At 71.3% G+C, this 19716-nt stretch carries 22 protein-coding genes and 2 pseudogenes; 14 read left to right on the top strand and 10 right to left on the bottom strand.

The features are described 5' to 3' along the window. Window positions 1-25: 25 nt before the first annotated feature. Window positions 26-424 carry a hypothetical protein gene (locus ACIG36_RS17995; RefSeq protein WP_399928323.1) on the top strand — a complete coding sequence of 133 codons (399 nt, stop codon included), beginning with the start codon at window positions 26-28 and terminating at the stop codon, window positions 422-424. Between the two features lie 99 nt (window positions 425-523). On the opposite strand, the gene ACIG36_RS17990 is transcribed toward ACIG36_RS17995, so the two are convergent. Continuing rightward, window positions 524-1399, bottom strand: coding sequence for a GyrI-like domain-containing protein (locus tag ACIG36_RS17990; RefSeq protein ID WP_399928321.1), 876 nt, complete (start codon window positions 1397-1399; stop codon window positions 524-526). Between the two features lie 229 nt (window positions 1400-1628). Here ACIG36_RS17990 and ACIG36_RS17985 point away from each other — a divergent pair, with 229 nt between their 5' ends. From ACIG36_RS17985 to ACIG36_RS17960, 6 genes are all read left to right on the top strand, one after another. Beyond that, window positions 1629-2084 carry a hypothetical protein gene (locus ACIG36_RS17985; protein ID WP_399928319.1) on the top strand — a complete coding sequence of 152 codons (456 nt, stop codon included), beginning with the start codon at window positions 1629-1631 and terminating at the stop codon, window positions 2082-2084. Beyond that, window positions 2081-2845: a hypothetical protein gene (locus ACIG36_RS17980; RefSeq protein ID WP_399928317.1), complete on the top strand. Its 765-nt coding sequence runs from the start codon at window positions 2081-2083 to the stop codon at window positions 2843-2845. Before ACIG36_RS17985 ends, ACIG36_RS17980 begins: the two co-directional genes overlap by 4 nt. A gap of 138 nt (window positions 2846-2983) precedes the next feature. After that, a complete protein-coding gene (locus ACIG36_RS17975; protein ID WP_399928939.1) occupies window positions 2984-3124 on the top strand; it encodes a lasso RiPP family leader peptide-containing protein in 141 nt (46 codons plus the stop codon). After that, on the top strand, window positions 3117-5042 hold the full coding sequence (locus ACIG36_RS17970; protein ID WP_399928315.1) for an asparagine synthase-related protein: 1926 nt from the start codon (window positions 3117-3119) through the stop codon (window positions 5040-5042). Before ACIG36_RS17975 ends, ACIG36_RS17970 begins: the two co-directional genes overlap by 8 nt. Then, window positions 5026-5277 (top strand): lasso peptide biosynthesis PqqD family chaperone, encoded by a 252-nt coding sequence (locus ACIG36_RS17965; protein ID WP_399928312.1) that lies wholly within the window; start codon window positions 5026-5028, stop codon window positions 5275-5277. The genes ACIG36_RS17970 and ACIG36_RS17965 overlap by 17 nt, the downstream gene beginning before the upstream one ends. Then, window positions 5274-5687 carry a lasso peptide biosynthesis B2 protein gene (locus ACIG36_RS17960; protein WP_399928309.1) on the top strand — a complete coding sequence of 138 codons (414 nt, stop codon included), beginning with the start codon at window positions 5274-5276 and terminating at the stop codon, window positions 5685-5687. Before ACIG36_RS17965 ends, ACIG36_RS17960 begins: the two co-directional genes overlap by 4 nt. A 139-nt stretch (window positions 5688-5826) precedes the next feature. Here ACIG36_RS17960 and ACIG36_RS17955 read toward each other — a convergent pair whose 3' ends face one another. Next, window positions 5827-6174 (bottom strand): HGxxPAAW family protein, encoded by a 348-nt coding sequence (locus ACIG36_RS17955; protein ID WP_399928306.1) that lies wholly within the window; start codon window positions 6172-6174, stop codon window positions 5827-5829. 120 nt (window positions 6175-6294) lie between these two features. On the opposite strand from ACIG36_RS17955, the gene ACIG36_RS17950 reads away from it, so the two are divergent. The 3 genes from ACIG36_RS17950 to ACIG36_RS17940 all read left to right on the top strand — a co-directional run bounded on the left by ACIG36_RS17950 (window position 6295) and on the right by ACIG36_RS17940 (window position 8443). Continuing rightward, entirely contained in the window at window positions 6295-6762 is a 468-nt protein-coding gene (locus tag ACIG36_RS17950; RefSeq protein ID WP_399928304.1) for a MarR family winged helix-turn-helix transcriptional regulator, read from the top strand. Between the two features lie 110 nt (window positions 6763-6872). Further along, the gene (locus ACIG36_RS17945) at window positions 6873-7280 is read left to right on the top strand and encodes a YciI family protein (protein ID WP_399928302.1); all 408 of its coding nucleotides are present in this window, start codon (window positions 6873-6875) and stop codon (window positions 7278-7280) included. Then, window positions 7277-8443, top strand: a complete 1167-nt coding sequence (locus ACIG36_RS17940; protein ID WP_399928300.1) for an RNA polymerase sigma factor — start codon at window positions 7277-7279, stop codon at window positions 8441-8443. The genes ACIG36_RS17945 and ACIG36_RS17940 overlap by 4 nt, the downstream gene beginning before the upstream one ends. A gap of 306 nt (window positions 8444-8749) precedes the next feature. Here the strand turns inward: ACIG36_RS17940 and ACIG36_RS17935 are convergent, their stop codons facing one another. The 4 genes and pseudogenes from ACIG36_RS17935 to ACIG36_RS17920 form a co-directional block, all read right to left on the bottom strand. Beyond that, window positions 8750-9235 carry a hypothetical protein gene (locus tag ACIG36_RS17935; RefSeq protein ID WP_399928297.1) on the bottom strand — a complete coding sequence of 162 codons (486 nt, stop codon included), beginning with the start codon at window positions 9233-9235 and terminating at the stop codon, window positions 8750-8752. Between the two features lie 61 nt (window positions 9236-9296). Next, window positions 9297-9509, bottom strand: a pseudogene (locus ACIG36_RS17930) (IS5/IS1182 family transposase); the annotation flags it as partial. Between the two features lie 151 nt (window positions 9510-9660). Further along, entirely contained in the window at window positions 9661-10836 is a 1176-nt protein-coding gene (locus ACIG36_RS17925) for a serine hydrolase domain-containing protein (RefSeq protein WP_399928295.1), read from the bottom strand. 162 nt (window positions 10837-10998) lie between these two features. Continuing rightward, window positions 10999-11133 (bottom strand): DUF397 domain-containing protein, encoded by a 135-nt coding sequence (locus tag ACIG36_RS17920; RefSeq protein ID WP_399928936.1) that lies wholly within the window; start codon window positions 11131-11133, stop codon window positions 10999-11001. A 490-nt stretch (window positions 11134-11623) separates the two neighbouring features. On the opposite strand from ACIG36_RS17920, the gene ACIG36_RS17915 reads away from it, so the two are divergent. After that, entirely contained in the window at window positions 11624-12322 is a 699-nt protein-coding gene (locus ACIG36_RS17915) for a hypothetical protein (RefSeq protein ID WP_399928292.1), read from the top strand. 91 nt (window positions 12323-12413) lie between these two features. Here the strand turns inward: ACIG36_RS17915 and ACIG36_RS17910 are convergent, their stop codons facing one another. From ACIG36_RS17910 to ACIG36_RS17900, 3 genes and pseudogenes are all read right to left on the bottom strand, one after another. Continuing rightward, on the bottom strand, window positions 12414-12641 hold the full coding sequence (locus tag ACIG36_RS17910) for a DUF397 domain-containing protein (protein ID WP_399928290.1): 228 nt from the start codon (window positions 12639-12641) through the stop codon (window positions 12414-12416). Beyond that, window positions 12631-12786, bottom strand: coding sequence for a hypothetical protein (locus ACIG36_RS17905; RefSeq protein ID WP_399928287.1), 156 nt, complete (start codon window positions 12784-12786; stop codon window positions 12631-12633). Before ACIG36_RS17905 ends, ACIG36_RS17910 begins: the two co-directional genes overlap by 11 nt. 127 nt (window positions 12787-12913) lie before the next feature. Next, a pseudogene (locus ACIG36_RS17900) lies at window positions 12914-13645 on the bottom strand (helix-turn-helix domain-containing protein); the annotation flags it as partial. A 121-nt stretch (window positions 13646-13766) separates the two neighbouring features. Between ACIG36_RS17900 and ACIG36_RS17895 the strand changes: the two are divergent. Beyond that, window positions 13767-14153, top strand: coding sequence for a DUF6415 family natural product biosynthesis protein (locus tag ACIG36_RS17895; RefSeq protein ID WP_399928284.1), 387 nt, complete (start codon window positions 13767-13769; stop codon window positions 14151-14153). Window positions 14154-14387: 234 nt separating this feature from the next. On the opposite strand, the gene ACIG36_RS17890 is transcribed toward ACIG36_RS17895, so the two are convergent. Further along, the gene (locus ACIG36_RS17890) at window positions 14388-15866 is read right to left on the bottom strand and encodes a CehA/McbA family metallohydrolase (RefSeq protein ID WP_399928282.1); all 1479 of its coding nucleotides are present in this window, start codon (window positions 15864-15866) and stop codon (window positions 14388-14390) included. Window positions 15867-16034: 168 nt separating this feature from the next. Here ACIG36_RS17890 and ACIG36_RS17885 point away from each other — a divergent pair, with 168 nt between their 5' ends. Further along, complete coding sequence (locus ACIG36_RS17885) at window positions 16035-16892, top strand: TIGR03619 family F420-dependent LLM class oxidoreductase (protein WP_399928280.1); 858 nt, start codon at window positions 16035-16037, stop codon at window positions 16890-16892. A 113-nt stretch (window positions 16893-17005) separates the two neighbouring features. Further along, the gene (locus tag ACIG36_RS17880; RefSeq protein ID WP_399928277.1) at window positions 17006-19612 is read left to right on the top strand and encodes a bifunctional FO biosynthesis protein CofGH; all 2607 of its coding nucleotides are present in this window, start codon (window positions 17006-17008) and stop codon (window positions 19610-19612) included. Window positions 19613-19716 lie beyond the last annotated feature (104 nt).

The following is a 19716-nucleotide window of genomic DNA, read 5'->3' as shown; positions in this document are numbered from 1 at the left end:
CGCTCACCTATGTACCAGGAGATTCATGAACAAGCGTCTGCCCTTGCTCGCCCTCTGCCTCACGGTCGCCGCTCTCGGCACCACGGCGTGCGACGCATCCGGCGGCAGCCCCTCGAGTGCCTCGTCGGCACCGTCCACCCCGTCGGCGTCCCCGTCGGCCTCCGCTCCCGCGCCGGCGTCCCCGTCCGCGGAAGCACGCACGCTGACGGGTATGTCGTCCGCGCTCTACCTGAGGACCTTGCGGAAGAACTACCCGGATTTGGACCACCTCGGTGACGACGTGCTCGTCACCCACGGCAACGCGCTCTGCGCCGCCCGGGGCGCGGCCCTCGGCGACGCGGTCAAGAAGACGATGCGGGAACTGGGCACCAACACCCAGCAGACGACGCAGATCCTGGGCACCGCGCACGCGTTCTGCCGGTAGGCGGCACTTTGCCGGTGTGCGGTGTGCGGTGTGCGGTGTGCGGTGTGCGGCGGCGGCACCAGGCCCCCGCCGCACGTCACTGCTGATTGCGCTGATTACTCAGGCTGCCGGCGTCCGTTCCACCGGTATCCACAATTCCGCGTCCGCCCGTGCCCCGTCCTCCGACAGCCGGGTGCGCAGGATCTCGGGGCCCGGCCGGCTCCGGTAGGGGTTGGACGGGAACCACTGCGTGTAGACGTCCCGCCACAGGTGCTGGAGCGCCTCCGGGAACGGCCCGGAGTACTCGAAGACGGCCCACGTCCCGGCCGGGACGGAGAGCGCGTCCATGTCCTCGGGGACCGGGACGGCGGCGTGGGCCACCACCCCGTGGTAGTAGTCGAGTTCGCTTCCCTCCGTACGGCAGGGGTCGAGGTTGTCGGTCGCGGAGACGATTCCCTGCGGCTCTTGATCGGACAGGCGCTCGATGCGCTCCAGCGTCTCCTGGCCAAGGCTCCGGATGAACTCGGCGATGGCGGGATTCAGCCCCTCGTACACGAGCGGGACGCGCGCCTTCCTCCCCACCACACAGAACTCCTCCTTCTCCACGATCCGGTATCGCATGTCGCTGCTCCCTTCGACGGTGAGACGGAAGGAGAGCCGTGACTGCGACCGCAGGCTCGCACCGGACCGTCTGGCCTCGCCCGGACCGACCCCGTGCATGACACGGAACGCCCGCGCGAACGCCTCCCCGGAGGTGTAGCCGTACCGCACCGCGATCTCGAGGAGCGTCCGTTGCCCGGCCAGCACTTCGGCACCGGCGACGGTGAGCCGCCTGCGCCGGATGTACTCCGACAGCGGCATCCCCGCCAGCGCGGAGAACAGCCGACGGAAGTGGTACTCCGACGTCACCGCGATCCGTGCCAGTTCGGCCACGTCGATCCGCTGATCGAGACGGCACTCGATGTGCTCCATGGCCTGGTTCAGCCGCTCCAGCACCGCGGCCTCCTTCCCTTTCGTTCACCCACGCTACGAAGGCACCACCCTGCCGGACCCGACAATCCGTGCCCGGCCGGGTCGGGTGGGGCCAGTCAGGCGGATCAGGGCGGATCAGAGTGGATCAGGTGTCGGCCATCCATGGATGTCGCGGCCGACACCGCCGTACGATGCCCGAACGCGCGTGTAGTAGACGTGTGTTGCAGGGCGGGTGTTGAAGAGGGGGATGCAGATGCTCGGTGAGTCGCTGACGGTGTTGGCCACGGCAGTCGGCACCGCGGTGGTCCAGGCCGCCGGTACGGATGCCTGGAACGGCTTCCGGGGCCGGCTGGCCCGGCTGTTGGGGATGGGGGACAGCGGGCGCGAGCGGGTCGAACTGGAACGGCTCGACCGGACGGCCGCGGCCCTGGAGGGCCTCGAGGGGCCGGAGGGGCAGACGGGCGAGGGGGAGAGGCAGCGGCAGCGTCAGCAGGTGGCCTGGGAGACGCGCGTCGCCGACCTCCTGGAGAGCCTGCCCGAGGACCGTCGCGCGCACGTCGTGGCCGAGATCCGGGCCCTGGTCGAGGACCGGGCGCGGCAGGCGCCGGCCGGCGGCGGAGGCGTGTCCGGAAACACCTTCCACGGCCCCACCGCCGTACAGACCGGGGACCACAACCAGCAGCGCAACTACTTCGGGCGCGGGGCGTGAGCGAGCCCGGGGCGGGGGAGGGGCCCAGGGCCGGCACCTCCGGCAACGACTTCCGCGGGCCAGCCGCGGCGCAGACCGGCCAGTTCAACACCCAGGTCAACCACTACGCCGAACCGCGCAGCAAGCTGTGGCTCGCGGTGACGGGCGCGGCGGCCGTGGTGGTGACGGTTGGCGCGGTCGTGCTCATGCTCAAGCTCGGCGACGATGACGGGAACCGGGACGGTGCCTCGCCGAACAGTGCCGTCCCGCCGGGTACCTCGCCATCGGTGACAGCACCCGTTTCGCCTTCGGCTCAGGCGGGCGGGGGCGCGGGGGCGGCGGGTGCCGGGGGCGTCGGCTCGTCCCCCTCCGGGGCTGTGTCCCCGACCGAGGACGCGGTCCAGTGGACGGGAACCGTCCGCCTCGCCGAGCAGGGGCCAAAGCTCGATGCCGTCCCGCCGACCATGGAGAGGTACACGAGGGACGTCCGCCTGGGCCTGGTCAGCAAGCCGCCCCGGCTCTCCGGCTCGGACAGCCTGGACAACGAGACGAATCTCGCCGTCTGGCAGGGCCGGGGCAAGCCCAGCCGCAAGGAGTGCGCGGACCTTGTCTCCACGCAGGGGATGAAGTTCGCCGAGGTGTCGAAGGGCACCGTGCTCTGCGTCAGGACCAACGGTGGCCGCATGGCCGCCCTGACCGTCACGGCGACGAGCGAGAGCTTCACGACGGGCGTCATGGCGGACGCGGTCGTGTGGTCGGAGACGGCGTCCGGGGGACGCTGACGTCACCGTCCGGGGCCCGCGGGGCCTCGCCGTCCTCGTTCACCCATTCGGACGCATCCCAGCTGCGCCGGTCCTCGTCGGTTGCTCGCCTGGTGGAGTGCGGAAGTTCCGCACCTACGTTCGGGAGGTGATCTCGTGATGGATGAGACACGGCAGATCGAACAGCCCCAGACGGTGTATGAGCCGCCGCTGCTCGTGGAGGTCGGTGACTTCACCGACAGGACCGAGGGCGACGGAGGCTGGGAATGGGAAGGACCCCTTAGCTACTTCGATGGCTGAGTCCGGCACCTGCTGGTTCGTGGTCCTCCCGGACCGCGAACCGGCGCCCGCCGTCGCCGAGAAGCTCCGCCGGTACGCCTGCCGGCGGTTGCCGCATGCCTCGGGCCGGCCGTGGCTGGTCGGCTGCTGGGAGCCGGGGCAGGTCACCGTGGCGGCTCGCGGCACCACGCGGGTGGCGCTGGCCGGGACGTGCTCACTCGGCGAGAGCACGCTGGCCGGGCGGCTGCGGTCGGTGCGTGCCGCCTCGGACGTCGAATCGGTTGTGGTCGACGCCGCCGGGAGTTTCCACGTGGTCGCCTCCGTGGCCGGCCGGGTGTACGCGCGCGGGACCTTGTCCGGGGCCCGGCGTCTGTACCGGGCCGAGATCGACGGGGTGACGGTCGCCGCCGACCGGGCCCGCACGCTGGCCTGGCTGACCGGTGCCGAGCCGGATGTGCGGCAGTTGGCGTCGCGCCTGGTCCTTCCCGCCCTGCCGCACCCGCTGGCCGGCGGCGGAATGTGGCGGGGCGTGCGCGCGGTGCCGGGAGGCGAGGCGCTGCACCTCGACGGGGACGGCGGTTCGCGCCTCGACGGGGGCGGCGGTTCGCACCTCGATGGGCACGGCGGTCCGCACCGCGACGGGAACGGCGGTTCCCGGACGACGCGCTGGTGGACCGCCCCGCCCGGCGAGCTGCCCCTGGCCGTCGGCGCGCCCGGGGTGCGCCGGGCCCTGCTGGAGGCGGTCGAGGCGCGGGTGCGCCCGGGACACGTGCTGGGCGCGGACCTGTCCGGCGGGCTGGATTCCACCTCGCTGTGCTTCCTGGCCGCGCGAGCGGGAGCCGACCTGGTGACCGCGACGATTCACTGGGCGGCGCCCGGCAGCGAGGACGCCGCCTTCGCCGACCGGGCCGCCGCCCAGTTGCCCGGCGCCGAACGGCTGGTGTTCGGGCCCGGCGACCTGCCCGTCTGCCTCACCGGCATCGGGGAACGTCGCGAGCCGGGCGACGAGCCGTCCGTCGCGCTGCGCGATCGCGCCCAGCAGCGGCACATCGCGGACGCGATGCGCGCGGCGGGGGCCGTGCGGCGCCTGTCGGGGCTCGGCGGGGACCATGTCGTCCAGGCTCCCGTCCAGTACGTGCACCCCTTGGTGCGTCACCATCCGGCCGTCGGGCTGCGGCACGTCGCCGGTTACCGCGCCCGCGGGCGCTGGCCGCTGCGCACCACCGCCCGCGCGCTGATCGACGCTCGCTCCTACGCCGCCTGGCTGGCCGCCACCGCCATGGCACTGCACCAGGACGCCGGGCCGGGCGCGGCACCGATCGGGTGGGGCCCCCGCCCCGCGCTTCCGGCCTGGGCGAGCCACCAGGCGGCCGAGATCGCCGCCGCCCTGCTGCGCGAGGCCGCCCGGGACGCCACACCGCTGGCCGGCGACCGGGGACGGCACGCCTGGATCGATCAGGCCCAGGCCGCCGGACGCACCGCCGCGCAGCTCTCCTTCGAGGCGGCGGCCGCCGGCCTTCCGGCGGATTCGCCGTACTGCGACGACGCGGTCGTCAGCGCCTGTCTGGCCGTGCGCCTGCAGGACACCCGCACCCCGTGGTCGTACAAGCCCCTGCTGTCCGAGGCGATGCGCGGCCTGGTCCCCGACCGGATCCTCGCCCGCACCAGCAAGGACGGTTCCACCGTGGAGTGGTACGCGGGCCTGCGTCACCACCAGGCCGAACTGGCGGCCTGGGCCGCCGACTCCCACCTGGTCGCCGCCGGCCTCGCCGACGAGCGCGGGCTACGGCACGCCCTGCTCAGCCCCGGTCTGCTCGACCGGTCCGGACCCGCGCTGGAGGCCACCCTCGCCGTCGAGGAATGGCTGCGCGACGTGGCGGCCCACCCCGTCCCCGCCTACCTGAGGGAGCACACCGATGAGCATGCGACTGCGCACTGACGTCACCGCGTGCGACACCGGCGACGGCATGGTGCTGCTGGACGAGCGCACCGGCCGCTACTGGCAGCTCAACCGCACCGGCGCGATCGTCGTCCACGCCCTCCTCGACGGCGCCGGCCCGGAGCAGGCCGCCGCCGGCCTGACCGCCACCTGCCCGGTGAGCGGGCAGCAGGCCGGTGCCGACGTCGACGCGCTCCTGGAGCAGCTGACCCGAGCCGGCCTGGTGACCCGGTGAGCCAGGTCCTGCCGGCCGGCCGTGCGCCCGGTCCGCGCCGTCGCCTCGCGGCACACATCGCGGTGGCCGCCGCACGGTTGCTGGCCCACCTGCCCCCGCGTCGCATCCGCGCCCTGCTGTGCGCCGCGCGCCGCGGCGCCGCACCGGCCACGTACCAGCAGGCCCTGACCGCGCGCGGCGATGTCGTCGCGGTCAGCGTGCTGTGCTCCGGCAGGTACTGCCTGCAGCGTTCCCTGGCCACCGCACTGCTGTGCCGGATGCGCGGCGTCTGGCCGACCTGGACCACCGGGGTGCGCACCCACCCGTTCGCGGCCCACGCCTGGGTCGAAGCCGAAGGCCGACGCGTCGGCGAACCGGCCGACGCCGCGACCTACCGCGCCCTGCTCACTGTCCCGCCCCGGCGCCCCTGACGCGCCGGGCGCGGGTCTGTCCGGACGGGGTGGGCGCGGGTCCGTCGGAGGGACGCGCCGGGCGCGGGCCCCGTCAGGACGCGCCGGGCCTGGCCCGTCAGGACGACAGGTCGGCCGCCACAGGTCGGCCGCCGACTTCCTACCGGGAGGACGCGATGACAACGGGCTCCGGCGCGGCGTCCTCGCGCGTCCGGGTGCCGCGTCGCCCGGCCAGCCGGCAGCCGAGGCAGCCGGCGTGCCCGTCACGCGCCGCGTGGTCCCGGACCCTCATGCCCCGCTGGGCGGTGGGCCGGATGCCGGGCGGCTTGCCCCAGCCGGCGAGGTGCAGGGCCCAGGTGACGACCAGCGCTGCCGCCATCACACCGATGCCCAGCCAGATCCCCGGGCTCCAGCCGCAGATGCCCGCGCCGGTGATCCCGGCGCCGACCGTCGCGATGGCGCAACCGGTCCATCCGGCGATGGTGTGCCCGTCGTCGTGTCCGCTCATGTGCCCTGACTCCCCCTGTTCGGGCCGGTCGTGCCACGGCATGCCGCGGCAGAGCCACCGGCGCCGACCTATGATGGCTTAGCAAGTAAGGAATTTATCTCACGCACTAAGGGACTTTCAATGGAGGGCAAGAACCGCCCTGCCGCCTCCGCCGCGGACGCGATCACCGCAATGGACCACCTCATCGCGACGAGCGCGATCGGCCAGCAGGAGTTCGCCCGGAACCTGGGCCTGAGCGTGACGGACCTCATCTGCTTCGCGTACGTCCTGGAGGCCGGCGACTCCCCGGTCACCGCCGGCGACCTGGCCGTACGCGCCCACGTCACGACGGGCGCGGTCACCGGCATCCTCAACCGCCTCGAGCGCGGCGGCTTCGTCACCCGGCAGCCGGACCCCGCCGACCGCCGCCGCGTACGCGTCATCGCCGTCCCGGCCGCCACCGAGCGGGTGATGGCCGTCTACGGGCCGTACTACGCACTCCTCACGGAGCTCCTCGAGGAGTACGCGCCGGACGAAATTGCCGTGATCGCCGACTGGTTCACCCGGGCGGGGGCGCTGGCGCGCACGTACTTGGAAGAGTCCTGCTAGAGGCACGAATCCGAAAAAAATCGGACGGCGATGTCGAGAACCCGCGTCCCGCTCCGTCCCCGGGGTGAACGCGACCACAATGGGTCGCACGAGCACCGAGGAGAACCATCATGGCCAAGTACCTGCTGCTCAAGCACTACCGCGGCGCCCCGGCCGCGGTCAACGACGTGCCGATGGACCAGTGGACGCCGGAGGAGATCTCGGCCCACGTCCAGTACATGAACGACTTCGCGGCCCGGCTGGAGAAGACCGGAGAGTTCGTCGACGGCCAGGCGCTCGCCCCCGAAGGCGCGTGGGTCCGCTACGACGGCGAGGGGCGCCCGCCGGTCACCGACGGACCGTTCGCCGAGACCAAGGACCTCATCGCCGGCTGGATGATCATCGACGTCGACAGCTACGAACGCGCCGTCGAGCTGGCCGGCGAGCTGTCGGCCGCGCCGGGGGCCGGCGGCAAGCCGATCCACGAGTGGCTGGAGGTACGCCCGTTCCTGGTCGCGCCGCCCACCATCACGGAGTGACCCCCCAGGCGTCTCCGACGGACGAGGCCCTGCTCAGGAGCCTCACGCCGAGCGTGCTCACCGTCCTCGTCCGCCGCGGAGCCGACTTCGCGGCGGCCGAGGACGCCGTGCAGGACGCGCTGGTCGAGGCCCTCCGCGTCTGGCCGGCCGACCCTCCGCGCGATGCCAAGGGCTGGCTGATCACCGTGGCCTGGCGCAAGTTCCTCGACGCGACTCGCGCCGACGCCGCCCGCCGCCGGCGAGAGGACCTCGTCGACGAGCAACCGGCGCCCGGCCCCGCGCCCGCCGTGGACGACACGCTCCAGCTCTACTTCCTGTGCGCCCACCCGTCGCTGACACCGGCGTCCGCCGTCGCGCTCACCCTCCGCGCCGTCGGAGGGCTGACCACCCGCCAGATCGCCCAGGCCTACCTGGTGCCCGAGGCGACCATGGCCCAACGCATCAGCCGCGCCAAGCGCACGGTCTCCGACGTGCGCTTCGACCGGCCCGGCGACGTCGCCACCGTGCTGCGCGTCCTCTACCTGGTCTTCAACGAGGGCTACTCCGGCGACGTCGACCTCGCCGCCGAGGCCATCCGGCTCACCCGGCAGCTCGCCGCCGCCATCGACCACCCCGAGGTGGCCGGACTGCTCGCCCTCATACTGCTCCACCACGCCCGGCGCGCCGCCCGGACCGCGCCTGACGGCAGCCTGGTGCCGCTCGCCGAGCAGGACCGGGGTCGGTGGGACACCGCGCTGATCGCCGAGGGCGTCGCGATCCTCCAGGCGGCCCTCGCCCGTGACCGCCTGGGCGAGTTCCAGGCCCAGGCCGCCATCGCCGCCCTCCACGCCGACGCGCCCACCGCCGAGGAGACCGACTGGGCGCAGATCGTCGAGTGGTACGACGAACTCACCCGCCTCACCGACAGCCCGGTCGTCCGGCTCAACCGCGCTGTCGCCGTCGGCGAGGCCGACGGACCGCGCGCCGGCCTGGCGGCCCTCGCCGAGCTGGACGCCTCCCTGCCCCGACACACCGCGGTGGCGGCATACCTCCACGAGCGCGCCGGCGACCTGGCGACGGCGGCCCGGCTGTACGCCGAGGCGGCCCTCAAGGCCCCCAACCTCGCCGAACGCGCCCACCTGACCCGGCAGGCCGCCCGCCTCAACGCCCGCCGCCGTCGCTGACGGGCCGCGCCCGGTTCTTCCCACGGCTCTGGGCGCGCGTCCGGGTCGGTGGACGCCCGGCGCCGCCCGCTATCCGGGCGCGTGCATCCGGAACTGATCGCTGCTTGCCGGCGTCGTGGCGTTTATGGCGCAAGGTGGGAGCACGATGGGCGACGAGCCGACGTGGGCAGAGCTGCTGTTTGCCATATTTGTCATGGTGAGCATCCCTACTCTCATCGTAGGGTCGGTGATCTTGTCCCTTGTCGGACTGACGATGTGGGTGACAGCACCGCTGCGGCGACGGAGGCGGACCAGCTCTGACGACGGCTAGGTCCTGTCTCCCTGACCGTCTACAGGCCGGGGCGTTTGCCGGTGGTTAATGGTGGTGCCGTCAGGATTCCGCCCGAAGGCGGCCTCTAGAACGGCGGGGAGGTCTTCCTCGGGGACCGTGGTGCGCACGACCGCCAGAACCTGGGGAAAGTCGTCATCGTCGATGACGCCCATGTGCTCCTGACGGAGTTGATAGATGATCTCGACGAGCTCCGACCTCAGCCGCATCCAGGCACGGGAGGTACGGATCTCTTCATCGACCTGGTGCATGAACCAGCGCATGACCTCGTACGGGACGTCAGTGTGTCCTGCGTGCGGGTTGAAGCACACCGTCGGCTCCCGTGCCGGATCCTCGTCGGGGACGATTGCGGTCACAAGAGTCCGTTGCCCGGCCACGAGATCCAGTTCCAGGTACCAGGCGTCATCGGGCACGGAGTACATCGCGGTGATCGCGTAGTCGCCGTCGGGGTGTCCAAAGACCATTGCCGCATGCTGTCACGCTGGGCTGAGGACGTGCCTCTGCAAAATGTGCGACCCGACACCCTTACGCTCGGGCCCAGATGAGGATGGCAGCGAGGTAGAGCGCTGCCCCGTAGGCGATGGCGAGCTTGTCGGACGGCTGGGGAATGACAGCGCGGATCCCGCGTTGGCGGAGACGACACCGGATCGCGCGTGACGAATACGCGCGGTCCGCCAGCACGATGCCCGGTCGGGTTCTCGGTCTTCCTGGCCCGCTTCGCGGAACACGGATGCTGGCCCACCGTCGACCGCGAACAGGATCGGCTGGCATCAACGGCTTGAACCGGTCCCACATCGCATCAGTGATCACTAGTCGGACGGGTATATCCGATCAACCGACAAACGGATCAAGGAGACACGCTCTAGGCGGGTTCGTTTGGTGCATCCGTTCAGCGGTTGAAGGTGGCGAGTACGAGGCGGTTGGCCATGGCGTTGGCGGTGCGGCCGTCGGAGGAGGCCAAGCCCACGGCGTAGGCGCCGTGGTGGTTCAGGTCGGGCGAGGCGAAGACGCCGCTCTTGTAGCCGAGGTCGGAGCCTGTCTTGCCCCAGATGGCCGAGCCGTTGGGCAACGGGAAGGACGTCAGGCCGACGCTGTAGCAGGCGTACCCCTTGTCGGGGCCAGTGTTGCAGTTGGAGCCGTCGGCGTAGGGAAGGAGTTTGCCGTCGGCGCCGCGGGGCAGGGTGCGCAGCTCGGCGGCCTGGGCGGGGCGCAGCAGGCGGCCGTTGAACAGGCTGGTGACGAAGCGGTCGAGGTCGGCGGCGGTGGAAATCATGCTGGAGGGGTTGCCGCCCTGTTCGTTGACATCGATCAGCTTGCCCTTGCTGTTCGGTAGGTATCCGGGCAGGTACGGGCGGGGTATTCGGGCGTTGCGGCCGGGCGCGGTGGTGTCCGTCATCTTCAGCGGGGCCAGGATGCGGGTGGTGAGCTCGCGCTGGAGTGAGTGGCCGGTGAGGTCTTCGATCAGTTTCCCGGCGATGCGGTAGGCGAAGGAGTTGTACTCCTGCTTGGTGCCGGGGGCGAACCTCGGGCCGGGCCAGGGCCTGTCCTCGGGCCGGAGCGTCTGCTGGATGACCTGGTCGAAGGTGAAGTAGTCGAAGCGGTGGTCGATCACCTCGTCCTGGGACGGTGCGGGTGCGCCCTCGAAGTCGTGGGGCAGGCCACTGGTGTGGTTGAGGAGCTGCCGTACGGTGATGGGCGCGAAGGAGTCCGGCAGCAGGCCCGGCAGGTAGTGTTGCACGGTCTCGTCCAGGTCCACCCGTCCTTCGGCGGAGAGCTGCAGCAGCACCACCGCTTCCATCGGCTTGGCAATGCTGCCGATGCGGAAGCGGGCCCCGGCCTTGACGGGGCTGCCGGTGACGAGGTCCCCGGACGACCCCCGCCACGTCTGCCCCGACCCGTACACCTGGGCCACGGCACCCGCGAGGCTATCGCCCGGATGGACCGTGATCGCCTCCTGCAACGCCTCGCGGTCCAGGCCGGCGGACGCCTGCGCCGCCTGGGCCGGGGCGAATGCCGCCATGGCAGCGGTCAAGGCGGCCAGAGCCAGGGGTGCGGAACGGTGCATGTGGTCTCCCGTCGAAGAGCAACGAACGTCCCGGATATGGGCATATCCGGACCAGCTTCGAGTCTCTTCGACGAAGATCACCGGCTCAACAGGCGTATCCCTGATTCCGACCCGGAGGAAACCCTGAGAGAGGCATCAGACGGGTACGGCCTTCCGGGTGGGTCAGTGTGGCCCACCGGCGAGGATCTCGCGAGTGAACGCGGCCCAAGCCGCTGTCGGGACGACGAAGGCGGGGCCGTTCTTGCGTTTGGAGTCGCGGACGCCGACCCGCGCGGAGCGTGGTGAAAGGCCCGCCACCTCGATGACGGGCCGCGCCCGGTTCTTCTCACGGCTCTGGGCGCGCGACCGGGTCGGCGGACGCCCCACGGCCGAACTGGGGCGACTATCCGTTCATCCGACAGATACGGGTTCGAGTCGGCCGGTTCCTGACCGGTTGGTGTTTCGCTTCTTTCGAGCCACGTTTCTTCCCCCCGTTTCTCCTGTTGAAGGCGTACTTGACGCTCAGCAGGCGAGGCGGTATTCGCGCGCAGTTCATGTCGGCAGTATCGGCAACCCTGGCCGGTACCCGGCTTGATGAACGCGGTGCCGACCGGAAGCGGATCATTGCGGGGTGTATTCACCCATACGCCGACCGGTAACCTCTTCTCCCGCCGGGTCGGTGAAAGGAAATACGGCTCTGCCATCTGCGTGTCAATGAATCGTTCATCGAATCATTGCCCGTCAGCGGTTCACTCGCTACCACCGGCACCGGCCGCGGAACCGCTCACGGAGAAGAGAGGCACACGACATGGCGTTCTACATCAAGCAGCGAAACCCCAACCCGCTCGCCCTGAAGCCGGGAGAAACCCAGAAGCTCACGTTCGAGGTGTGGGCCGAGCCGGCAGGGGTTCCCGGGCCGGAGGCGATCACGGTCCAACTGCCGGACAGGCTGTCCTTCCCCACGGACGGCTTGGTCCACTACACGAAGGACGGCGACCCCAGCCCGCAGGAATGCCATGTCACGAGCGTGGAGGACGCGAGGAAGCGGGTGCGGTTCGAGACCGGGGCGATCGGCAACGGGACAGGGGGTTTCTACTACTCCGTGCCGGTCCAGGCTGCCGCGGACGCCCAGCCCGGCGAGAAGACCGTGCCGGGTGGTTTATCCATCGCCGGCGGCTTGACGGCCGTGGACCTGAAGATCCTCGTGGGGGATCCGCCGCCCGTGGAGAAGCGGGTGTACGGATACATCAACGCTGACGGAACCTGGTCCGGAACCGGCTTCACCGCAACAAAGTCAAACGCCCACACGTTCAATATCAAATTTGACGAGGCCTTCATGTCGCCGCCGATCGCCCTCGCCACTCCCTTTGATGAGAGATATAACGCGCAGTCCCAGATCGGTAGCCTCGGCAACCAATCGGTCATCGTGTACACCTCGACAAATACGAGCTGGGCGGCCGTGCGATTCTGCTTCATGGCGGTGGGCCTCGTAGTGCCGAAGCAGTAGCCCCATCTCCCCGCCCCCACGCCTCTCCGCTGCTACCCCGGCGGAGAGGTGCCTTCTTGCCGGGGGCGGCAGCGTGGAGAGGTCGGCGGATTTATCCGAGGCGGCCGGCGCGGAGGCCAGCAATGAACGACGCCCAGGCCGCTGCCGGGACGACGAAGGCGGGGCCGGTTTTGCGCTTCGAGTCGCGCACGCCGACCTTGTCGGTCAGCGGGGCGATCGAGACGCAGCTACCCCCACCAGTGTCGATGCTGTGAGACGACTTGAACCAGCGTTTCTCGTCGGCTATTTCCAGGGCTGTCAGGTGCGTGTTAGTGATCATCGATCTCTCTTGCTAGTCGGTGTAGGAAGTCGGCCGTCTTGGACGGCGCCAAAGCGCTCTCCCGCATTGCATCGAACCGCCTGGCGTACTTCCAGACTTCGCGCGGTTTGTCGGCGACCGTCATCACCGACGGTCCATCCAACATGACGACGGGGTCGAGGCCTGCTTCGAAGTCCATCAGGACGAAGTTGTCGAATGCGCGGTACGTTGACGAGATCCAGAGGAAGGATCTGCACGGTCACGTGGTCGAGACTCGCCACCTTCTCGATCGCTTCGTACTGCTCGCGCATGACGTCCGGGCCGCCGATCGCGCGGCGCAGCGCCGCCTCGTCGAGGATGACCCGGAGCTCGACCGGGTCCGCGCCGTGGATGATCTGCTTGCGCTTCATGCGGAGGGCCACGTTTTCCTCCACGAACTCGGTGGTTCTTTCGTCAACCGGCTTCGATGTGGCGAACAGGGACCTCGCGTAGTTCTCGGTCTGCAGGAGGCCGAAGACCACCTGTGAGTGCCATGCACGCATCGCCGTGGCGTCCGTCTCCAGTCCGACGTACAGCAACTGTCCAGACGGCATGAAGTTCTGGTGCGGCCTGTACCAGTCGGCGCTGAGTGAGTCGCGGTGGAGCGTCAGCAGGTGTTCACGATCGTTGCGGTCGGTGACGCCGTAGAAATCGAGCAGGTCTTCCAGATCCCGGACTCGTGGCAGCTGATTGTGACCGGATTCCACTCGGTTGAGCTTCGTTTCCGAGCTTTCGATGGCATCGGCTGCCTCTTTGGTGCCGTAGCCCTTCCTCTCCCTGAGGCGCTTGAGCTCCTTGCCCAGTTCCCTCCGACGGAACGTCGGACCGCGTCGTGCAGCCACCCTGAGCCCTCCCGGTGCTTTACCCAGCGTCGCGCCCCTGTACCCCGCTAGCGCGACCCTGTTGGCCGACGGCGAACCCCTGTTGGTCGTCGAGCTCGCCCTGTTGGCAGTTTTCCATCCCCTGTATGCGCCCGTGCAAGCCATGCTCCGGCTTGGCATATGCCAATTACGGCAAGGGAGTTGGCCCAGCTTGCGGGTGAAGTAGTCGCTGCGGGACTGTTATTCAGCCATCGACGCCAGTCGTCACGCGCTTGAAGGAGCCGCCATGCTCTTCCCCCGAACCGCCAACTGCGGCGCACCGCTCACCAGCAAGCCACCCCGCCCGCTCGAGCCGATCGAGGCCGTGATCAGCGAAGCCATCGCCATGGAACGGTCGCTGCCCGCCCCCGCCCGCGTGCGGACCCTCACCGCTCGGCTCAACGCCTACCTCCGCGGGCTCGCCTACGACGTCGAGATTGACGCCTACATGCGGTCCGCCGGTGACCCCGTCCGTTCCGGTGCCCTCGGCGCCGTCCGTGAGGCCCGGCATCGGTTGGGGCTCGGGCCCGGGGACGGGTACGCCTCCGCCGTCACGTTCGCCCGGAGCCTGGGGCGGGCCGCCGAAGACCTGCTGCATCACCAGCGGCTGCTGCGGCAGGAGGACAAGGCGTGAAGCGGATGCGCCCTCGGCTGCGGTGGGCACGGTGCGCCGCACAAACCGCACAAACCGCACAAGGGGCCATCCGGACCCACCCGCGTCCGCCCCACCCGCGCCCGCCCCAGCCGCCCCCACTCGTCGCGCACAGCAGCGGGCCGCCCGCCCTGCCGCCGGCCCACCTGCCCGCCGCCGCCCGGCGCGCCGGCTACGGCCCGTTGCTCACCCGTCCGCCAGGGTGCACCTGCGCCGTCACCCGCGCTTCAGGAACACCGGGTTCGTCAGTGCCGCCATCGCCCCCGACGGGTGCCGCACCTCCGCCCGTACGTACGTGGACTGCTCCGGCGTCGTCCGCCATTCCACCGTGCCGTCCGCCGGGACGGCCGTGGTGAACAGCACCCCCTGGTCGGTGATGACCGACGCCGTGCAGCCGGGCGGCGTGCCCTTGACCGTCAGGCGTGCGGTCGCGGCACGCGCGCGCAGCCGCTCGCCGATGCCCGCGTGCGTGCCCCTCTCGCCCGTCACCGAGAACGTCAGGTCGACCGCCCGCGACTCGGCGATCCAGCTGCGGCCCGCCCGCAGCCCGGACAGCAGGGCCTCGCGGGACAGGTCGTCGGCCAGGACGACCGTCTGCGGCATACCCACCACCTGGGGCTCGCGGTGGGCGTCGCTGTTGCCCATGGCCGGGAGCCAGCCGCCGCCGTCCCGCCCGTCGGCGGCGACCAGCATCGCGTCCCACGCGGCGACCGCCGTCTCGTCGTCCCGGTCCCAGGGGCCGTTCCAGACCTCCACCGCGTCGGCGTGCTCGTAGCCGGACTTCCAGTTGCAGCCGACGCAGGTGGCGTACGGGTGGGCGGGGACGACGAGTCCGCCCGCCTGCCGGATTCTGCGGGCGAAGCGTCCGAAGGCCCGGTCCCGGGCGCGGTAGCGCCAGTCGACGAAGGTGCCGGGGTCGGTGCCGAGGGCGAGGACGTGGCCGTTGCGGGTCGTCACCTCCTCTCCGGTGAGGATCAGCAGGTCGTCGCCCCACAGGCCCTGCCAGGCGCCGTGCGAGGACGTCGTGTTGTGCTCGGTCGTCGTGATCCAGTCGAGCCCGGCGGCGCGGGCCGCCGCGGCGATCTCGGCGGGGGTGCGCTTGCCGTCGGAGTGGACGCTGTGGAGGTGGTTGTCGCCCCGGTACCAGGCCCGGCCGCGGCCACGCGCGCGTGGCGGCGGGTAGACCGGCTCCGGAGTGGTGCCGGCGGGCCCGTACCGCAGGGTCACCGTGACCTCGTAGGCCAGGCCCTGCGGGGCCACGGTGTACGGGCCGAGGACGACGTGCCAGGTGCCGGGGCGCACGGGGCCGGGGAGGTAGCCGGGGGTGGCGCGCTCGGCGCTGATGGCGAACTCGGTGCGGGCGCCGCCGGACCAGCCCCGGAAGCCGGGGCCGCCCGGCTCGGTGCCGCGTTCGTCGAAGATGCCGATGTCGCAGGCGTTGCCCTGGGTGCCGGCCGGGACGACCGGCCGGTCGTAGGTGTAGGAGACGGCGATCTCACGGACGCCGCGCGGTACTTCCACGGGGAGGTGGACGTAGTCCGGAGCGCCGGCCGGCAGCCGGCCGGTGACCTTGCGGGTCTCTTCGCCGGCGGTCCGGTCGCGGCCGTCGGCGTGGGCGAACCTCACGCTGTCGAGCGTAAGCACACTCGCCGCTCCCGCGATAGCCGTCATTTTGAGTACGTCGCGCCGGTGCATGCGGGCTCCTTCGCCTGCCGGGGCGTGTGCCGGGTGCCGGGTGCCTGCCGCAGTCTGGCGGAGGCGCCGCCGCGTCGGCCAGTTGTGTGTCGGCTGTTTGTCGTGGGGTCCGTGGCGGCCTGTCAGGGCTTACCGTGGGTCACACGCGACGACGGAGGTGCCCCCGGCATGCGCATCGCCACCACGACCTTCCTCACCGACGAGACGATCGGCCCGGTGCGACTGGCCCATGAGCTGGAGCAGCGCGGTTTCGCCGGGCTGTTCCTGCCGCAGCACACGCACATCCCGGTCAGCCGGGTGACCCCGGCGCCCGCCGGTGACCCGCTGCCGCGCGAGTACGGGCGTGCCCTCGACCCGTTCGTCGCGCTCGCGCAGGCGGCGGCCGTCACCCACCGGATCGCGATCGGCACCGGGGTGACGCTCGTCGCCCAGCAGGACCCGATCGTTCTCGCCAAGCAGGTGGCCTCGCTGGACTTCCTCAGCGGTGGCCGGTTCACGCTCGGCATCGGCTACGGCTGGAACGTGGAGGAGGCCGGCGACCACGACGTGGAGTGGCGTACGCGGCGCGAGCTGGTGCGTGACCGGATGGCGCTGATGCGGGCGCTGTGGGCGACGGAACCGACGGCGTACGAGGGTGAATTCGGCTCGGTGGAGGCCAGCTGGGCGCACCCCAAGCCGGTCAGGGCGCCGCGCGAGCGCAAGGACGCCGGGCCGCTGACGGGCCCGCGCACACTGATCGGCGGGGCGGCCGGGCCGAAGCTGTTCGCGCATGTCGCGGAGTACGCGGACGGCTGGATGCCGGTGGGCGGCAGCGGGCTGCGGGAGACGCTGCCGGAGCTGCGGCGGGTGTGGTCGGAGGCGGGACGACCGGGGGAGCCGGACGTGGTGCCGTACGCCGTCCATCCCTCGGCGGGCAAGCTCGCGCACTATGCCGATCTGGGCATCCAGGAGGTCGTGGTCGGGCTGCCGTCGGCGCCCGAGTCGGAGGTGCTGCGGGCGCTGGACGCGCACGCGGAGTTCCTCTAGGAGAGGGCCCCCGGGCTATTCCGGAGGGTGCCTCCGTATGACGTGACGAGAGGCACACGGAAGGCATGCTTCCAGTACCTCCGCCTGTCAGCGGGCGCTCGTATGCTCGGACAATGACTTCGAGCGCCCAGCGACCCGAGCGGCCCGAGCAGGCCGCACCGACCGCCAACGCCATGCGCCGGGCGCTCAAGCGCGCCCGCGACGGCGTCGCGCTCGACGTCGCCGAAGCCGCCGTGCTGCTCCAGGCCCGCGGCGCCGACCTGGACGACCTGTGCGCCTCCGCCGCCCGGGTGCGCGACGCGGGCCTCGAGGCGGCCGGCCGGCCCGGCGTCATCACCTACTCCAAGAGCGTCTTCATCCCCCTCACCCGCCTCTGCCGCGACAAGTGCCACTACTGCACCTTCGCCACCGTCCCCGGCAAGCTGCGCCGCGCGGGCGAGGGCATGTTCATGTCCCCGGACGAGGTGCTGGCCATCGCCCGGCGCGGCGCCGAACTCGGCTGCAAGGAAGCGCTCATCACCCTCGGCGACAAGCCCGAGGACCGCTGGCCCGAGGCCCGCGAATGGCTGGACGCCCACGGCTACGACGACACCATCGCCTACGTCCGGGCCGTCTCCATCCGCATCCTGGAGGAGACGGGCCTGCTGCCGCACCTCAACCCGGGCGTCATGACCTGGACCGACTTCCAGCGCCTCAAGCCCGTGTCGCCCTCCATGGGCCTGATGCTGGAGACCACCGCCCAGCGGCTGTGGAGCGAGCCGGGCATGCCGCACCACGGCTCGCCCGACAAGGAGCCCGCCGTCCGGCTGCGCCACCTGGAGGACGCGGGCCGCAGCTCCGTGCCCCTCACCAGCGGGCTGCTGATCGGCATCGGGGAGACGCCCGAGGAGCGCGCCGAGTCGCTGTTCGCGCTGCGCCGCATCTCCCGTGCCTACCACGGCATCCAGGAACTCATCATCCAGAACTTCCGCGCCAAGTCGGACACGGCCATGCGCCGGATGCCGGACGCGACCCTCGACGACCTGCTCGCCACCGTCGCCGTCGCCCGGCACATCATGGGCCCCTCCGGCTGCCTCCAGGCCCCGCCCAACCTGGTGGACGACGAATACGCGCGCCTCATCGGCGCCGGCATCGACGACTGGGGCGGCGTCTCGCCCCTGACGCCCGATCACGTCAACCCCGAGCGCCCCTGGCCCCAGATCGAGGAGCTCGCCGAGCGCTCGGCCGCCGCCGGCTTCGCGCTGAAGGAACGGCTCGCGATCTACCCGGAGTTCGTCCAGCGCGGCGAGCCCTGGCTGGACCCCCGCATCATGCCGCACGTGCGTGCCCTGGCCGACCCCGAGACCGGCCTGGCCAATGAGAACGCCGAGGTCAAGGGCCTCCCCTGGCAGGAACCCGAGGAGGTCTTCACCGCCTCCGGCCGCACCGACCTGCACCGGACCGTCGACACCGAGGGCCGCACGTCCGACCGCCGCGACGACTTCGACGACGTGTACGGCGACTGGGAGGCCCTGCGCGAGGCCGCCGCGCCCGGCATGGTGCCCGAGCGCATCGACGCCGACGTCCGTCAGGCGCTGGGCCAGGCCGCCGACGACCCCACCCGGCTCACCGACGCGCAGGCCCTGGCCCTGCTGCACGCCGACGGCCCGGCCCTGGACGCCCTGTGCCGCATCGCCGACGACCTGCGGCGGGCGACCGTCGGCGACGACGTCACCTACATCGTCACGCGGAACATCAACTTCACCAACGTCTGCTACACCGGCTGCCGCTTCTGCGCCTTCGCGCAGCGCCGCACCGACGCCGACGCCTACACCCTCTCGCTCTCGCAGGTTGCCGACCGCGCCGCGCAGGCCTGGGACGTGGGTGCGGTCGAGGTGTGCATGCAGGGCGGCATCCACCCGGACCTGCCGGGCACGGCCTACTTCGACATCGCGCGGGCGGTCAAGGAGCGGGTGCCGGGCATGCATGTGCACGCCTTCTCCCCGATGGAGATCGTCAACGGCGCGACGCGCACCGGGCTGTCCGTCCGCGAGTGGCTGACCGCGGCCAAGGAGGCCGGGCTCGACACCATCCCCGGCACGGCGGCGGAGATCCTGGACGACGAGGTCCGCTGGGTCCTCACCAAGGGCAAGCTGCCCGCGGCCACCTGGGTCGAGGTCGTCAGGACGGCGCACGAGGTGGGCATCCGCTCGTCCTCCACGATGATGTACGGCCACGTGGACCAGCCCCGCCACTGGCTGGGCCACTTCCGGCAGCTGACGGAGATCCAGAAGGAGACCGGCGGCTTCACCGAGTTCGTCACCCTGCCCTTCATCCACACCAACGCCCCCGTCTACCTCGCCGGTATCTCCCGTCCCGGCCCGACCCTGCGCGACAACCGCGCGGTGACGGCGATGGCCCGGGTGCTGCTCCACCCGCACATCACCAACATCCAGACGAGCTGGGTCAAACTGGGTGCCGAGGGTGCGGCGGAGATGCTCCGCTCGGGTGCCAACGACCTCGGCGGCACGCTGATGGAGGAGACCATCTCCCGCATGGCGGGCTCCTCCTACGGTTCGTACCGCTCGATCCGGGACCTGGTGGCGATCGCGGAGTCCGCCGGGCGCCCGGCGCGGCCGCGCACGACGGTGTACGGGGAGGTGCCGAAGGAGCGGCAGGACGCGGCGCTGGCCTCGGACGGCCATCTGCCGCAGCTGCTGCCGGTCCTGGGGGACGACTGACGGGCGGCCGGCGAGCGGTCGGCGAACGACCGGCGAAGGTCCGGTCCGCGTTCGCACAAGTGTTGCGGATCTGTCGCATCCCCCCGACCCGGCGGCTACAGATC

Origin of the sequence: Streptomyces sp. NPDC053048 (assembly GCF_044547045.1) — a bacterium.
Taxonomy (GTDB): domain Bacteria; phylum Actinomycetota; class Actinomycetes; order Streptomycetales; family Streptomycetaceae; genus Streptomyces.
The sequence above is the reverse complement of the archived record's forward strand: the minus strand, read 5'-3'. Positions and strand labels throughout refer to the sequence as shown.

Coding starts and splice junctions, on each gene's coding strand:
- ACIG36_RS17985 (WP_399928319.1), top strand. CDS start 1,629: ATGCTCGGTGAGTCGCTGACGGTGTTGGCCACGGCAGTCGGCACCGCG.
- ACIG36_RS17890 (WP_399928282.1), bottom strand. CDS start 15,866: ATGCACCGGCGCGACGTACTCAAAATGACGGCTATCGCGGGAGCGGCG.
- ACIG36_RS17885 (WP_399928280.1), top strand. CDS start 16,035: ATGCGCATCGCCACCACGACCTTCCTCACCGACGAGACGATCGGCCCG.
- ACIG36_RS17995 (WP_399928323.1), top strand. CDS start 26: ATGAACAAGCGTCTGCCCTTGCTCGCCCTCTGCCTCACGGTCGCCGCT.
- ACIG36_RS17925 (WP_399928295.1), bottom strand. CDS start 10,836: ATGCACCGTTCCGCACCCCTGGCTCTGGCCGCCTTGACCGCTGCCATG.
- ACIG36_RS17910 (WP_399928290.1), bottom strand. CDS start 12,641: ATGATCACTAACACGCACCTGACAGCCCTGGAAATAGCCGACGAGAAA.
- ACIG36_RS17880 (WP_399928277.1), top strand. CDS start 17,006: ATGACTTCGAGCGCCCAGCGACCCGAGCGGCCCGAGCAGGCCGCACCG.
- ACIG36_RS17945 (WP_399928302.1), top strand. CDS start 6,873: ATGGCCAAGTACCTGCTGCTCAAGCACTACCGCGGCGCCCCGGCCGCG.
- ACIG36_RS17950 (WP_399928304.1), top strand. CDS start 6,295: ATGGAGGGCAAGAACCGCCCTGCCGCCTCCGCCGCGGACGCGATCACC.
- ACIG36_RS17975 (WP_399928939.1), top strand. CDS start 2,984: ATGGATGAGACACGGCAGATCGAACAGCCCCAGACGGTGTATGAGCCG.
- ACIG36_RS17935 (WP_399928297.1), bottom strand. CDS start 9,235: ATGGTCTTTGGACACCCCGACGGCGACTACGCGATCACCGCGATGTAC.
- ACIG36_RS17895 (WP_399928284.1), top strand. CDS start 13,767: ATGCTCTTCCCCCGAACCGCCAACTGCGGCGCACCGCTCACCAGCAAG.
- ACIG36_RS17965 (WP_399928312.1), top strand. CDS start 5,026: ATGCGACTGCGCACTGACGTCACCGCGTGCGACACCGGCGACGGCATG.
- ACIG36_RS17915 (WP_399928292.1), top strand. CDS start 11,624: ATGGCGTTCTACATCAAGCAGCGAAACCCCAACCCGCTCGCCCTGAAG.
- ACIG36_RS17955 (WP_399928306.1), bottom strand. CDS start 6,174: ATGAGCGGACACGACGACGGGCACACCATCGCCGGATGGACCGGTTGC.
- ACIG36_RS17970 (WP_399928315.1), top strand. CDS start 3,117: ATGGCTGAGTCCGGCACCTGCTGGTTCGTGGTCCTCCCGGACCGCGAA.
- ACIG36_RS17905 (WP_399928287.1), bottom strand. CDS start 12,786: ATGTTGGATGGACCGTCGGTGATGACGGTCGCCGACAAACCGCGCGAA.